The 14,432-nt window shown below is 66.0% G+C and carries 15 protein-coding genes and 1 tRNA gene; 9 read left to right on the top strand and 7 right to left on the bottom strand.

Annotated features, from left to right (window positions below):
* From sdhC to LPA46_RS08845, 3 genes are all read right to left on the bottom strand, one after another.
* Entirely contained in the window at positions 1–393 is a 393-nt protein-coding gene (sdhC, locus tag LPA46_RS08855) for a succinate dehydrogenase, cytochrome b556 subunit (protein ID WP_058983187.1), read from the bottom strand.
* 130 nt (positions 394–523) lie between these two features.
* On the bottom strand, positions 524–1,486 hold the full coding sequence (locus LPA46_RS08850; RefSeq protein ID WP_230892213.1) for a WD40/YVTN/BNR-like repeat-containing protein: 963 nt from the start codon (positions 1,484–1,486) through the stop codon (positions 524–526).
* A 169-nt stretch (positions 1,487–1,655) separates the two neighbouring features.
* A complete protein-coding gene (locus tag LPA46_RS08845) occupies positions 1,656–2,672 on the bottom strand; it encodes a succinylglutamate desuccinylase/aspartoacylase family protein (protein WP_230892212.1) in 1,017 nt (338 codons plus the stop codon).
* Between the two features lie 82 nt (positions 2,673–2,754).
* On the opposite strand from LPA46_RS08845, the gene LPA46_RS08840 reads away from it, so the two are divergent.
* Positions 2,755–4,074 (top strand): putative ATP-dependent zinc protease, encoded by a 1,320-nt coding sequence (locus LPA46_RS08840; protein WP_230892211.1) that lies wholly within the window; start codon positions 2,755–2,757, stop codon positions 4,072–4,074.
* 85 nt (positions 4,075–4,159) lie between these two features.
* The gene (locus LPA46_RS08835) at positions 4,160–5,248 is read left to right on the top strand and encodes a putative sulfate/molybdate transporter (RefSeq protein WP_230892210.1); all 1,089 of its coding nucleotides are present in this window, start codon (positions 4,160–4,162) and stop codon (positions 5,246–5,248) included.
* Here LPA46_RS08835 and LPA46_RS08830 read toward each other — a convergent pair whose 3' ends face one another.
* Both LPA46_RS08830 and LPA46_RS08825 read right to left on the bottom strand, forming a co-directional pair.
* The gene (locus tag LPA46_RS08830) at positions 5,249–5,824 is read right to left on the bottom strand and encodes a DNA-3-methyladenine glycosylase family protein (protein WP_230892209.1); all 576 of its coding nucleotides are present in this window, start codon (positions 5,822–5,824) and stop codon (positions 5,249–5,251) included.
* A gap of 25 nt (positions 5,825–5,849) precedes the next feature.
* The gene (locus LPA46_RS08825) at positions 5,850–6,275 is read right to left on the bottom strand and encodes a hypothetical protein (protein ID WP_230892208.1); all 426 of its coding nucleotides are present in this window, start codon (positions 6,273–6,275) and stop codon (positions 5,850–5,852) included.
* A 154-nt stretch (positions 6,276–6,429) separates the two neighbouring features.
* Here LPA46_RS08825 and LPA46_RS08820 point away from each other — a divergent pair, with 154 nt between their 5' ends.
* The 3 genes from LPA46_RS08820 (at position 6,430) to LPA46_RS08810 (ending at position 9,238) form a co-directional block, all read left to right on the top strand.
* Positions 6,430–8,397, top strand: a complete 1,968-nt coding sequence (locus LPA46_RS08820; RefSeq protein ID WP_230892207.1) for a 3-hydroxyacyl-CoA dehydrogenase/enoyl-CoA hydratase family protein — start codon at positions 6,430–6,432, stop codon at positions 8,395–8,397.
* Between the two features lie 39 nt (positions 8,398–8,436).
* Entirely contained in the window at positions 8,437–9,138 is a 702-nt protein-coding gene (locus LPA46_RS08815) for an HNH endonuclease (protein WP_230892206.1), read from the top strand.
* A gap of 25 nt (positions 9,139–9,163) precedes the next feature.
* A tRNA-Glu gene (locus tag LPA46_RS08810) sits at positions 9,164–9,238 on the top strand.
* Between the two features lie 84 nt (positions 9,239–9,322).
* Here the strand turns inward: LPA46_RS08810 and LPA46_RS08805 are convergent.
* Positions 9,323–9,949 carry a sensor domain-containing protein gene (locus LPA46_RS08805; protein ID WP_230892205.1) on the bottom strand — a complete coding sequence of 209 codons (627 nt, stop codon included), beginning with the start codon at positions 9,947–9,949 and terminating at the stop codon, positions 9,323–9,325.
* Between the two features lie 109 nt (positions 9,950–10,058).
* Between LPA46_RS08805 and LPA46_RS08800 the strand changes: the two genes are divergently transcribed.
* Both LPA46_RS08800 and LPA46_RS08795 read left to right on the top strand, forming a co-directional pair.
* On the top strand, positions 10,059–10,757 hold the full coding sequence (locus LPA46_RS08800) for an HAD family hydrolase (protein ID WP_230892204.1): 699 nt from the start codon (positions 10,059–10,061) through the stop codon (positions 10,755–10,757).
* Positions 10,757–11,383 carry a class II aldolase/adducin family protein gene (locus tag LPA46_RS08795; protein ID WP_230892203.1) on the top strand — a complete coding sequence of 209 codons (627 nt, stop codon included), beginning with the start codon at positions 10,757–10,759 and terminating at the stop codon, positions 11,381–11,383. The genes LPA46_RS08800 and LPA46_RS08795 overlap by 1 nt, the downstream gene beginning before the upstream one ends.
* A 78-nt stretch (positions 11,384–11,461) precedes the next feature.
* Here the strand turns inward: LPA46_RS08795 and LPA46_RS08790 are convergent, their stop codons facing one another.
* Entirely contained in the window at positions 11,462–11,662 is a 201-nt protein-coding gene (locus LPA46_RS08790) for a DUF7835 family putative zinc beta-ribbon protein (RefSeq protein WP_230890552.1), read from the bottom strand.
* Positions 11,663–11,819: 157 nt separating this feature from the next.
* Between LPA46_RS08790 and LPA46_RS08785 the strand changes: the two genes are divergently transcribed.
* Complete coding sequence (locus tag LPA46_RS08785; protein WP_230892202.1) at positions 11,820–12,647, top strand: RNA ligase family protein; 828 nt, start codon at positions 11,820–11,822, stop codon at positions 12,645–12,647.
* A 66-nt stretch (positions 12,648–12,713) separates the two neighbouring features.
* Positions 12,714–14,429: a hypothetical protein gene (locus tag LPA46_RS08780; protein WP_230892201.1), complete on the top strand. Its 1,716-nt coding sequence runs from the start codon at positions 12,714–12,716 to the stop codon at positions 14,427–14,429.
* The last annotated feature ends 3 nt before the right edge of the window (positions 14,430–14,432 follow it).

Genomic DNA, 14,432 nt, shown 5'->3' with positions numbered 1-14,432 from the left:
TTAGAATGCCCCCGAGACGAACGTCGGCACGCTCGCGACGACGATGACGCCGGTCAATACGAGCGACGCGTAGAAGCTCTTGTCTTGCGATTCCAGGCCGACGCCGAGGTCGACGAACAGCAGACGGATGCCGTTCAGGATGTGGAAGACGGCGACCGCCAGCAGGCCGACCTCCAGCAACCGAACAAGCGCGAGGCTCTCAAGCCCCTGAATCGTGCTGTTGAACGTCTCGGCGCCCTGCATCGACGTGCTCAGGACGGCGATGTGGGTGAATAGGTAGCCGATGAGCACCCACCCCGTAAACTTGTGAAATACCCAGGCCCACATCCCGGCCGTGAACTCCCGCCACCGGCCGAAGTCCTCGATGAGGCCTCGGTCGTACGACTGACTCATACCATTCGGAGCGTGTGGTCCCTCCGCACATAGAAGTTACTACACGGGCGTGTCGCGCGAGCCGCGACGCGGCGGGCGCGTGACACCCGCGCTCGCGGCGAAAAAGCGACGACGGGGACGCCTGCGACCGTCAGAATTCGACGATGGTACCGCCAGCACCGACCGCGATGGCGGTGTCACCGCGGAGGACTGCTTTCAGATTCTCGCCGGTCGGCGTGCTGCTCGCCACCCACTCGCTGCCGTCGTAGGCGTAGAACTTCCCGCCGCCACCGACTGCAGCGCCGCTGTCGTCCGTGACTTCGACGTCACGGAGCGTGGCGTCGCCGGTGTCCGAGCGCACCCACTCGCTGCCGTTCCAGTGGGAGACGGTGCCGCCGCCGCCGGACACCCAGACGTTGTCGAAGCCGTCCGAGTCGACGGCGTAGAAGTTGTGGTTGGCGTCCTCAACGCCGAGGCGGTCCCATGTGCCGCCGTCGCGCGTGTAGAACACGCTCGTGTTCCCGTCGACGATGTGGCCGCTGCGGTCGGCGAAGAAGTCCACGGCGTGGATTGCGGCACCCGAGCCGGGCGTCGTGTAGTCCCACGACCCGGTCTCGCCGTTCTCGTAGGAGTAGTACATCTTCCCGGAGTCGCCGGCAACGTAGACGTTCGCCTCACCGGCCTCGCCGGTGACGGAGACGTCGTTGAAGTTGTTCGTGACGTCCATCGGCGCGGAGTGGTCGTTCAGGACGCCGGCTTCGACGTCGTACTCGCCGATGGCTCCGGAAGCGCCCACGAACCACAGGCGCTTGCCGTCGTCGGTGACGTCCGCGCCGTAGATGTCGTTGCCGTTGCCCGTCGGGCCGCCGTCGAGCAGTTTCAGCCAGCCCGTCAGGCTGCGTTCGAGCACCACGCCCCCGCTGCCGACCGCGAACGCGCCCGCGGTCGTGGATTCGACGTCGTAGAGCGTGCTCGCAGTGGGCGATTCGACGACTTCGAGCACGGGGTCGTCGGTGTCGGCTGCGCTCGCCGCGCCGGTGAAGAGGCCGGCTGCGGCGGTCGCGCCGACCGCCTTCACGATGCTGCGTCTGGTGTGAGTCGAGTGGTCGGACATCGCGTTCAGTACGTCACCCCGCGGATAGTAAAAACCCTACACAGTTAACGCGGGTTTAGCACCCTTTAGACGTTTTATCGAGCACCCAACGCGTTTATTTCTATAAATAGTTAGGTGATTTTACACACGTCGTTCGCCGGTCGAACACCTTCGGCACGACTCCCAGGCGCTACGGCGGCGACGTGCGCGACGACCTCGCGCGCTCGTACGCCCGCTGTGTCCCCGCGTCGAGTTCCACGAGGTGGACCAGTGGATTCCCGGGGTACACGACGGGGTTCTCTAATTTCCCGACGAGCAACCCCGTGAACGGCGCGTCGACGTCCACGACGTCCGTCTTGAACGGGTTCGAGATGCTGCAGATGGCGTCGCCCTCGCGAACGAGGTCGCCGCGCTCGTAGTGCATGTCGACGAGGCCGCCGTCGTCCGCGCGAATCCACGTCTTCTGGTCGCTGGTGACGACGGTCCACCACGCCGGCAAGTCGACGGCCTCCGTCGGATAGACGCCGTACCCCGCGAGCACACTCTGAACGCCGTCGAGCGCGCGGTCGATGAGCCCGCGCTGGAACCGATGAGCTTCACCCATTTCCACAGTGATGGTCGGGACGTCGGCGTCGGTCGCCTCGTGGCGGAGCGTCCCCGACGACCCTTCGCTATCGATGACGACGTTCGAGCCGAACGACCGCGCGAGCCGCACCACGTCGTCGTCGGTCATGTCCGCGCGGACGTGGAGCATGTTCGTCCGGCCGCGGGTCGACGTGTGGAAGTCCAGCCCGAAGTCGCAGGGCTCGACGAAGTTCCGGAAAATCTGGTCGGCCATCCGCTTGGCGCTCGTCGAACTATCGTTGCCGGGGAACGAGCGGTTGAGGTCGCGGTCGTAGACGGGGAGGTAGCGTTGCTGGGTGACGAACCCCGGGACGTTCAATACGGGCAGACAGACCAGCGTCCCGTGGAGGTTGGCGTGGGACCACTCGTGGGAGACCTCCCGAACCACTTCGATGCCGTTGAGCTCGTCACCGTGAGAGGCTGCCGAGAGGAAGACGGTTGGACCGGGCTGCTCGCCGTTCACGATGGAGACGGGGATGCGGACAGGGTCGCCGAGGTATGTCTCGCTGATGGTGTACCGGATGTCCGCGCGCTCCCCCGGGTCCACCCGGCCGCCGTCGTACGTGAACGCCCCGTCAGTCATGGCTCGGTGTTCACGGCCGACGCATAAAACATGGCCGTCCGCGTCGGCACCGTTTAGTCGCTGCCCCGCGACTGTCTACAGGATGGACAACTCCGTTTCTGTCGGCGTGCTCAGCCTCCACAACAGCAAGGAGACGAAGGCGATACTGAACGCGGTGGAAGCGCTCGGCCACTCGGGCGTGTGGCTGCGCGAGGACAACCTCTGCGTGGACATCGCGGACAACGACTCGACGCTTGACCCGAACGTCGACGTCATCGCGAACCGACTCCTCCTCTCGAAGACCGAACAGCCCGCCGAACTTCTGGGGCTCGCGCTGTCGCTGAGCCAGTTACGGCCGATGCTGAACCGCCCGCGGAACGTGCTCACGGCGTTCCACAAATTCGCAACCGCGACCACGCTCGCGGACGGTGACGTCCGGCTGCCAGACGCCACGCTCGCGCTCGACGCCGACCGGCTGAACGACGAGAAAGCCAAGTACGGCGACGAGGTCGTCTACAAGACCGCCATCGGCACGCACGGTGGCGGCACGTGGAAAATCGGCGCGAACGAACGCGTCAACCCTCGCGTCGGCGACCGGTACGCGTTCCTCCAGGAACTCGTCGAGCGCGACAGCGACCGCCACCGCGACCTTCGCGTGTACGTCGTGGACGGCGACATCGTCGCGACGATGCGGCGGTACGCACCGGACAACGACTGGCGGACGAACGTCGCGCTCGGCGGCTCCGTCGAGGGCGTCGACGACGTGCCCCAGGAGGCCGCCGAGATGGCCCTGACGGTCGCCGACACCGTCGGTCTCGACTACGCGGGCGTCGACCTCGTCGAAGGGGAGGACGGCTGGTACCTCCTCGAAGTCAACCCCACAGCCGGGTTCAAGGGGCTGTTCGAGGCAACTGGCATCAGCCCTGCGCCGTACGTCGCCAAGCTCGCCATCGAGACGGCGGGCGGCGAAGTCGACGACGGCGAAGTCGCCGAACTCGCCGAGACGCTGGACGACTCGATGCCCGAGGCAGTAGCGACCGAGCCCCAGCCTGCCGCCGAGGAGAGCGCAACCATCGGCTACACGGAGGACGTGCTGGTCTCCGGGACGAGCGGCACCGAGCGCGTCGTCGCGAAGTCCGACACAGGCGCTGCGCGCACGAGCATCGACACCCGCCTCGCCGCCCAAATCGGTGCGGGCCCCATCAAGTCGATGACGAAGGTCCGCTCCGGGAGTATGAAGTCCGGGAAGGCACGCCCGGTCGTCGACATCGTCGTCGGCGTCGGCGGCGACCGCCACACCGTCGCCGCGTCCTTGGAGGACCGCGGTCACATGGACTACCCGCTGTTGCTCGGTCGAGACATCCTCCAGGAGTACCAGGTCGACGTCAAGCGTCGCACCGACGCGGTCGAAGGCGAGGAGTAACCGAAATAACTCACACCAATCGCCTGCGAAAACCGGTTTTGGACACGCGTCAGACTCTTGCGTGCGGCAGCCATCCCGGTGCACGATGGCATTCTCGGAGCGTATCGCGTCGTGGACGACCACCGTCGAGTTCCCCGGCGATGTCACCGGTGCGATAGGGGATTCGGTTACGGTCGTCCCCGTCGTGGTCGCGCTCGCCGCGCTCTCGGAGGTAGCGTTGGCTCCCGTACTCGTCTGGTTCGGCGTCGCGCAGGTCGTGTGGGGGGCGCGCTACGGCGTGCCGGTATCCGTCGAGCCGATGAAGGCGCTGGCAGCGCTCGCGATCGCAGGCTCGTTGTCGGCGAGTGGACTCGCGGCCGCCGGCTTGCTCGCGGGCGGCACGTTACTCGTCGCGGGCGCGACCGGCGCACTCGGTCGCATCAGTCGCTTCGTCGGCCAGCCGGTCGTCCGCGGCGTCCAACTCGCGGTCGCACTTGTGCTCTTCGAGACCGCACTCGACCTCGCTACGACCGACCTCATACTCGCCGGTGTCGCGATTGCGGTCGCCGCGCTCGTCGCCGTCGTCTCGGTGCGCACGAGCGCTATCGCTGTCGTCGCCGTCGGCGCTGCGCTCGCCCTCGCCGAAACCGGCGGCATCTCCCCCGCAATACCCGCATTCGCATTCGCACTCCCGTCGCCCGACGTCTTCCTTGACGCCGGGACCACACAGGCTGCAGTCGGCCAACTCGCGATGTCCATCGGGAACGCCGCCGTCGCCACCGCACTCCTTCTCAACGAGTACTTCGATTCAGACGCGACCGCTGACGACCTCGCGACGAGCATGGGCGCGATGAACCTGTTCGCTGTGCCGCTGGGTGCGATTCCGATGTGCCACGGGAGCGGCGGCGTCGCTGGCAAATACGCGTTCGGCGCACGCACCGCAGCCGCGAACGTCGTGCTCGGCGTTCTCTACCTGCTCGCGGCCGTCCTCGCGGTCGGCGTCGTCGCGGCGTTCCCGGTCGCGATGCTCGGTGTCGTCCTCGCTGCCGTCGCCGCGCAACTCGCGCACACCAGCCTCGACACCAACCAGTACGCGCTCACGCTCGGCGTCGGCGTCGTTGGCCTGCTCGCGGGCGTCGGCGTCGCGTTCGTCGCGGGCCTGCTCGCCGACCACGCGTCTCGCCGATTCGCGTGACTACCCTTCGTAGGCGCGCCAGACGTACAGCGACGCGTACGACCGAAAGGGCTGCCAGCGCGCCGCGATGTCGCGCATCTCCGCGCGCGTCGTCTCCTCGCCGTACAGCGACTGCATTCCCTTCCGGATGCCGAGGTCGCCGACCGGGAAGACGTCCTCACGGCCGAGTCCAAACATTAGAAACATCTCCGCAGTCCAGTCGCCAACGCCCGTGATCGACGTCAGTTCCGCGCGCACCTCGTCGTCGCCGAGGTCCGCGAAGGACGCGCGGTCCCAGTCGTGTTCTAGGAACGCGTCGGCGACGTTCCGCACGTAGTCGGTCTTCTGACTGGAGAGCCCCGCGTCCCGAAGCACCTCGGGGTCCGCGCCGGCGACGCCTTCGGGCGTGACGTCCACGGCGTCGAAGAGCCGCTCGCGGATGGCGGCCGCGGCGTCCATCGACACCTGCTGGCGGACGATGGAGACGATGAGGCGCTCGAACGGGTCGTCTGCGGGGTCGAGCCCGAGTTCGCCGTGCTCGTCGACGAGCGGCCCCAGGTCCGGATCGTCACGGAGTGTGTCGTGTGGGTCGGTCATATTGGGAGGAAGTCGCTGCGGGAATCTACGCGTTTCGCTGTCCGAGCAGGAACCCCGCCAGTGATCCGAGGCCGCTGTACACTGCGGGCGAAATGCCGTTCACGAGATAGGGGCCGACAAGTCGAATCCCAAGCGCCTCTCCGAACGGCGCGCCGACGCTCACAGCCGTCAGCACCGGGTAACTGACGACGACGGCGACACCGGCACCAGCACCGACGAGCGCAGCGAGACGGATTGGCGATTCGTGGACGTCCATCCGCCACGCGCCGTACAGCGGCAGGCCGGGAATCACGACCAGCGACACCAGCGTGGAGGCCAGCGACTGGAGGAGCAGCCGTGCAGTCGACGTTGTGAAGCCTCCGGTGAGTGATTCGAGAGCGAACAGTACGACCAGTGTGTGGACGAGCCCGGCGGCGAGACCGAGGGCGGCGGCGCGTTGCTGCGTGTTCACGACTGGTTGGTTTTCGGACCGCTGGCAAGTGCGTTGTGCCTCGGAGGGAATCGCGGCGTTCTCGAGACGCTCGTTTCCACGAGAGTAAACCTGTGAGGCGTTCACACCCGACAATAGGGAAAGCTTCAACGGGACTCCCAGAGGGTGTACTACCATGGACGTTGATGACATCGAGACCATCGCGGTGCTGGGCGCTGGGAACATGGGCCACGGCATCGCCGAGGTAGCGGCGCTGGCGGGCTTCGACGTGAACCTCCGCGACATCAAAGAGGAGTTCGTGCAGAACGGCTACGAGCAAATCGAGTGGTCGCTGGGGAAACTCGCAGAGAACGACCAAATCGGCGAGGCCGAAGCCGAAGCCGCCCTCGACCGCGTCACCCCCATCGTGGACCTGGAGAAGGCCGTCGAGGACGCGGACTTCGTCGTCGAGGCCGTCCCGGAGAAGATGGACATCAAGCAAAATGTCTACCGGGAGCTCGAACAGCACGCTCCGGAGCATGCGGTGTTCGCGACGAACACGTCCAGTCTCTCGATTACGGAGCTCTCGGAAGTCACTGAACGCCCCGAGCGGTTCTGCGGGATGCACTTCTTCAACCCGCCGGTGCGGATGCAACTCGTGGAAGTCATCGCCGGCGAGCACACCGACGAGGACGTACTCGACCTCACTGAGAACCTCGCCGAGGAGATGGGGAAGACACCGGTGCGCGTCCGCAAGGATTCGCCCGGATTCATCGTCAACCGCGTGCTCGTCCCGCTACTGAACGAGGCCGCGTGGCTCGTCCACGACGACGTCGCCACCATCGAGGAAATCGACTCCACGACGAAGTACGAGTTGGGCTTGCCAATGGGCGCGTTCGAGCTCGCCGACCAGGTCGGCATCGACGTCTCCTACGACGTCCTCGACTACATGCAGGGCGTGCTCGGCGAAGCCTACGAACCGTGCCCGCTACTCGTCGAGAAAGTCGAAGCCGAGAACCTCGGGAAGAAGACCGGACAGGGGTTCTACGACTACGAGAACGGCGGCGCGGAAGTCCCGACTGACGAAATCCGCGAAGACGTCGCGGACCGCCTGACCGCCGTGATGGCCAACGAGGTCGCGAAGCTCGTCGCCAACGACGTCGCGGACCCCGCGGAAATCGACGAAGCCGTCCAGCTCGGCGCGGGCTACCCCGACGGCCCCGCAAAGATGGCCGACGACGCCGGCATCGAACACCTCTACGAGACGCTCGAATCGGCCTACGAGGAGACTGGCGCGGCGCGCTACGAGCCCGCCGACGAACTCCAGCGGCTCGCAGAATCCGGTGAGGGGTTCTACGGCGCGGAAGCCGAGGAGGAAACTGCCTCCTACGAGAACCTCGTCGTCACCGTCGAAGACAACGTCGGGCACGTCGAACTCGACCGCCCACACCGCATGAACACCATCAGCGAGGACCTCCTCGACGAACTCGCGGACGCCGTCGACGAACTCGACGCCGACGACGAAGTGCGCGCCATCCTCCTCACGGGCGCCGGCGAGAAAGCGTTCTCCGCAGGCGCCGACGTCACGTCGATGGCAGGCAGCGCAGACCCTATTGACGCCGTGGAACTCTCCCGGAAGGGCCAGCAGACGTTCGGCAAACTCGAAGCCGCCGACGTCCCCGTCGTCGCGGGCATCGACGGCTACTGTCTCGGCGGCGGGATGGAACTGGCGACCTGCGCGGACCTCCGCGTCGCCAGCGAACGCAGCGAACTCGGCCAACCCGAGCACAACCTCGGCCTGCTGCCAGGCTGGGGCGGCACCCAGCGCCTCAAGCACATCGTCGGCGAGGGCCGCGCGAAAGAAATCATCTTCACCGCCGAACGCTACGACGCCACCGAACTCGAAGAATACGGCTTCATCAACGAAGTCGTCGCCAACGACAAACTCGACGACCGCGCGTGGGAACTCGCACGCGACCTCGCCGCCGGCCCGCCCATCGCCCAGAAGTACACGAAGCGCGCGATGCTCGCCGGCCGCGACTCCACGGACGCCGGTCTCGAATCCGAAGCGCAGGCGTTCGGCCAACTCATGAACACCCAAGACCTCATGGAAGGCATCGCAGCGTTCACGAGCGACCGCGAACCCGACTTCAAAGGCGAATAATCCAAGCGGCCTTTCAACAAGCACAACCAAAACCGGCGCATGGCCCGCCAGTATCGCGACGAATCCTGGCTACGCAGCCGCTACCACGACGACGGCTGCACACAAGCCGAAATTGCTGACGAATGCGACGTCACTCCGAGCTGCATCCGCAAGTGGATGCGGGAATACGATATTGAGACGCGTGACGTGAAAGGCGAAAACCACGGTCTCTACGGGGAAGAACGCGACGAGGAGACGAAGCGAAAGATTGCAACGTCGCTCCAAGGTCGGACGTTTGATGAGAGAACGCGCAAGAGGATGTCGGTCGCTCACGAAGGGAACAACGTTGATGAGGAAACACGTGAGAAGATTGCAGCGGCAATTCGTGGGACGAGCCGAAGTGAACGGACACGAAAACGTATGAGTGAAGCTACGGCTGGCAAAGCGAATCCAAACTGGCGGGGTGGCTACAGTCGGCGCTATGGTGAAGGATGGGCGGTTGTGCGGGACGCTGCTCAGGAGCGCGACGAAGTCTGCCAGCAGTGTGGTCACGACGGATCTGAGCATCGTCTCGAAGTGCACCATATTGTTCCAGTTCGAATCTTTCGTGCTATAGATGGTGTTGAGCTTGCTGACGCGCACGTTCTCGAAAATCTAGTGGTCCTTTGTAAGCCGTGTCATGGTAAAGCCGAACACGGCTCTGTCGAGTTCTCCATGCCACACAACGCCATCCCTGATGAAATTGGAGAGATTTATAAGTAAGCGGGCGTTCGATCCGAATGCGAACGCTCGGTTGGTGTAGTCCGGCCAATCATGCGGGCCTTTCGAGCCCACGACCAGGGTTCAAATCCCTGACCGAGCACTACTCTACTACTCACACCGAGTAGCGACGCGCGTGTCGCTGCTCGTGTGGTTCTGTCGTGTACGTCGAAGGCAGGTTTCGAACCTATTCTTCACTCCCGAGTAGCGCGACGGCGATGTCTCCGGTTTGGTCGGCTGCGGCGACGAGCACGTGAATTGCGGTGAGTGCGAGTAGGACGCCGAGTGGGAATGCGAGCAGTCGCTCTGCGGCGGTGTCGATGGTCCAGATGTCGAGGATGGTGGCGGTGCCGCCGAGCGGGGCGAGGAGGAGGACGAGTGCGCCGACGCCGGTGAGGAGGACGAATAGCCACGTGAGGAACCCGACCAGTGACTTCACGACGAGGAAGGCGACGCTGCGCCACGTGGTGTTTGAGCGGACGAGCGCGCTGACGGCTGCGAGCACGCCGTCCTCGGAGAGTGACGGTAAGTTATCGCGGGGTGCGATGTCGGTGTCGAGGAGTGCGTTTGCGAGCTGGCGTTCGCCCTCTGCGAGGAGGCGTGCGAGCACTAGTGTCGCCAGTAGGATGGGGATGCCGACGACGAATACGGCGAGTGCGACGCCGAACACGAATCCGAATGCGAGGACGATGTAGTAGAGGAAGCCGAGTGGAATTGCGGCGAGCAGGTAGAGAATCCGTCGGTAGGTTTGTCGGTCGCCGAGCACGCCGACGAACGACCGGAGGTGGTCGGTGGGCGCGCGGGTCGTGCTCATTAGGAGGGGGTTCTGGCCGGGGACACAAAAATGCCGGCCGCGTTCTCGCTGCCAGTCGAACGGCTGGACGACCGTGACTGCTATCACGCTCTCGCGCGAACCCGGGGGTATGAGCTACGAGGCGGTGTTCTTCGACCTCGACGACACACTCTACACGTATCCGGAGTGCAACGAGGCGGGGAAGGCGGCGGCGTTCCGAGAAGCCCACGAGTTGGGGTACGACGTCTCGCGGGCGGCGTTCGACGACCTGTACATGGAGGGTCGCCGCGAGGTGAAACGCGAACTTGCGGGGACGGCGTCGGCTCACGAGCGGTTCCTCTACTTCAAGCGCGCGCTGGAAATCTACACGGGCACCCACCACTCGCGGGACGCGCTCGCGCTTGGGGAGGCGTACTGGGAGACGTACGTCGAGGAGATGGAACTGTTTGATGGTGTGCGGGAGACGCTCGCTGCGCTCCGGAAGTCCGACGTGGATGTTGCGATCGTGAGTAATCTTACGACGCGCATTCAGATGGAGAAAATCGACGCGCTTGGCATCGAAGAGTACGTTGATCTGGTGTTGACGTCCGAGGAGACGGGTCGCGAGAAGCCTGCCAGCGACATGTTCACGCTGCCGCTCGCGCAACTCGATCTGCGGCCGAGCGAGGTTGTGATGGTCGGTAACGATGTCGAGTCGGACATCGAGGGCGGGAATGCGGTGGGTTTGACGACGGTGTTGTTCAACGGTGAGACGGACGGTGAGGCCGGCCATCGTGAGCCCGACCACCAGATTGATGCGTTCAGCGAGGTCTTAGAGGTGGTACTGTAATGCTCGCTCGTGAACGCGTCGCGGTTGTCGACCACGCACCGACGCTGGCAGAACTGACTCCTGGGCGCACGGGGAACCTGAGTGTGCGCCGTGGCGACCGGTTCGCCGCGACGCCGACGGGCGTCCCCTACGACGGGTTCGACCCTGCGGACGTTCCGGTGGTGTCCCTGGACGGCGAGGTCGTCGCTGGGGAGATGAAACCGACTAGCGAGGTGCCGATGCACACCGGCATTTACCGGCGGCTGGACGCGGGTGCTATCGTCCACACGCACTCGACGTGGGCGACGACGCTCGCGGTGCTCGGCGAGGAACTCCCCCCGATTCACTACATGATTACGGCGGTCGGCCGGAAGGTGCCGGTCGCGGACTACGCACCGTACGGCACCGACGACCTGGCGGAGTTGGTCGTCGAGGAGATGGAGGCAGCGGATTCGCAGGCGTGCATCTTGGCCCACCACGGGCTCGTCGTCACCGGTGAGGACCTGGCGTCGGCGGTCGAGAACACGTTCGTCGTGGAGAACCTCTGTCGGGTGTACTTGCAGGCGCGCCAGCACGGGACGCCCGCGGAACTCAGCGACGAGCAGTTGGGGACCGTCGAGGAGAAGTTCCAGTCCTACGGCCAGTAACGGTCAACGCCAGTCGGTAGAAGCGGTCGGTCGCGGCGGGGTGGAGGGCCCCCGCGATTCGCGTCTCGTACGCCACCGCTACGCGTTGTTCATCCGGGTCTTGGTGGTGGTGCCGCAGGCCTTGCACTCCGAGACCCGGTAGGGCTCGCGCGAGAACTCCGCGTTCTGCTCGTCGTTGCTCTCCGTGAGGATGTCGATAGACACCTCGTGGGGTTGCTCTCGCCCGCACTCCGAGCACTGTTCGACGATGCCGTCGGATTGGATGTTCTTGCTTGCCATCGGACCAGACCTCACCTAAACAATACTACTGTACTCCCTTTGGATGTATGCCTAAGTGATTAGGCTGCCATCGACGTGCGTCGTGCGAACGTACCACATTCGAACTGCGTGAACCCCTGCCGAATGCTTACCCCGGCGGAGTCGCTACCCTCAAGAAATGCATGCGTTCCCGCCGCTCCCGACCGTCGCGGACGCTCCGCCCTCTCTGTTCGACGGCCACCTCTGGATTCAGGAGTGGGTGTGTGGTGGCCCGCTCCGCGTGCAACTCCGCGAGTCCGGCCTCCTCCGCTTCGGCGACGCCGACCGCGTCTTCGACCACGACGACGTGCCACCGGGCTACCGCCACGCCGTCCGGCACGTCCGCGAGCACTTCGACCGGGACGCACTCCGCGCCGCGCTCGACGACGTCGAATCAGCCGTCTTCTACGGTACCGCCACCCGCCAGCAGCCCCTCGACTACGACTGGGCGACGCTCCCCGGGTTCCTCGGCTTCGACGTCTACCACGCCGGCGACGACCGATTCCTTCCTCCAGACGCAGTAGAGGCGCTCTACGACCGCCTCGGTCTGACGCCACTGCCGGCCGTCGCGAAGGAGGTTCGGGGTGCAGACTTCGACCCGGACGACTACTCGGTTCCCGAGTCATCGTGGCGCGACGGCTCCGCAGCAGGCGTCCTCGTCCGGAACAAGACCGGCGACCGCGCAGTCCACTACGCCGACTCGCTGGAGCGGCCCGAACCAGTCGCGTTCGACGCCGACCCCGCGGACCTCGCCGAGCGATTCGTCACCGACGCTCGCGTCGAGCGTGCCCGCGAGGCCACGGCCGGCGACCCGACGGCCGACGTCGACGAGGTCGTGGACCGCGTGCTGGACCTCCTCGCACGCGAGGAGTACGCTCGCCTCTACGGCGACGACGCGCCTATCGACGTCGCTGCGTTCGAGTCAGCCGCGGCGGACCGCGCCCGGCGGCTGCTGGACGCCGCGTAACTCGGATTGCGGACGTGTGGTGTGGAATCCGTGCCCTGAAGCCACGCCGGCCCCTACGCCGGTGTAATGACGCGGCGCTTCCGCTGGACCCGCCCGGCTCCGGGCGGCTCCGTCACTGTCACGCGAGTCGCCGGCGACCACGAGCTCGCCGACGGCGACCCCCAGCGTCGCTACACGCTCTCCGTCCCGGCAGCAGCCGATGCTACTGTCTCCATGACGACGGGCTGCGAAACCACGTGGGAAGACGAAACCCTGTGGGTAACCGTCCACGACGGTGCCGGCCTCGCGCGCGTCCGACTCCGAACTAGTGGGGCTCACACAGCCTTCCGCTTCCCTGGCCCGACGTTCGACGACCAACTCACGGCCGCTATCGACGGCAACGAAGCGGCCGCACACGAGTTGCTCGCGGCCGCTCACTCCCCGATCGCGCTCGTGCTCGCCTCCGGACCGTTCCTCGACGTCGAAGGGTTCACCGCCCTCGTGGACGCACTCGCCACCGCGAGCGAGGGTGCATCCGACGACCTCCACGCGACCCGCTACGATCTCGTGCGAATCGCAGCGACGACCGCCACGGGCCCACCGGTTGCTACTGCCGACGAGTTCGAGGCGCTAGTCAACGGACTGGACGCCGTCGACGCCATCGGCGACGTGACCGTGTTGGACGCGCTCGCGGACGCGACCGCAGTCGCCCACGACACCGCCGGCGAGACGCGGCGCTTCCTCTCGGACCTCGGCTACGAGTTGCCGCTGCTCGCCGAGCGCGACGACGGCCGCTTCCTCGCACACTACCTCGCGCAGGTCGCTCGCACCGCCGGCGTCCGCGACGCGAAACAGGCCGCCGCGCGCCGTGCTGCCAACACCGACCACACCGACTTCGAGGACGCGAAGGCCGCTGCCGAGCGCGCGGACTACTGGGACCGCGGCGCGGCGTGGCGTGACGCCGTCCTCCCGGCGGCCGGCGAATCGTTCCCGACGTTCGCGTACGTACTCGCGAACGCACTCTACTGGACGGGTGAGGTCGGTCGCTCGGACTCGCGTGCGGACGAACTCCTCCACGAGGGCGCCGCTGCGGCAGCCCGTACCATCGATTTGGAGTGGGTTGCGGGACACGCCGATTACGAGCGCGCCCGCGCGGCAGCCCACCGCCACCGCAGCAAGCGCAATCACGCACTCGCGCTCGCGCACTTCGAGACCGCACGCGAGGTCGCCGAATCGCAATCGTTCCTCGATCCGTGGGAGCCGACGTACAGCCACGCTGTCGTGCAGTCGAACATGCTGTCTACGACTGGGAACCACGAGCGCGCCGTTGCCGTCCTCGACGACGCGCTCGCGGACCTCCGCGAGCAGGGCGTGCCCGACGACCGGTTCGCGGAGATGCGCGACCACCTCGCCGGCCAGCGCCACGAGCGCCGCGCCATCGTCGCTGACGACAACAGCGACCGCCTCGCCCACCTCGAAGCCGCGCTCGACCACTACGAGTCAGTCGAGTTCGAGCGCTCCGTCACTCGCATACAAGCAAAACTCGACGACGCCGAGGCTGCCGACGACGAAACTGGCGACGAAAGTCGCGAGGAGAGCGTTCGCCCGCAGCCCGTGCTCCGGCCGGACCCGGAGGCTGGGCCGAGCCTCGAGGACATCCCGGACCTCCACGACTCACTTACGGAGACGGACCCGGGTGCCGTCGGGAGCGCGGACCCCGGTGTTCTCCCGGACGAACGCGGCGATGGGCTTCCCGACGACCCAGGCGTGCCGGGTCGGGACAGCGAGCCCCACTACCGCTGATTC

The sequence above is a fragment of the Halobacterium sp. KA-6 genome, assembly GCF_021029015.1.
In the GTDB taxonomy this organism is placed as follows: domain Archaea; phylum Halobacteriota; class Halobacteria; order Halobacteriales; family Halobacteriaceae; genus Halobacterium.
This window is presented reverse-complemented; position numbering and strand designations above follow the sequence as displayed.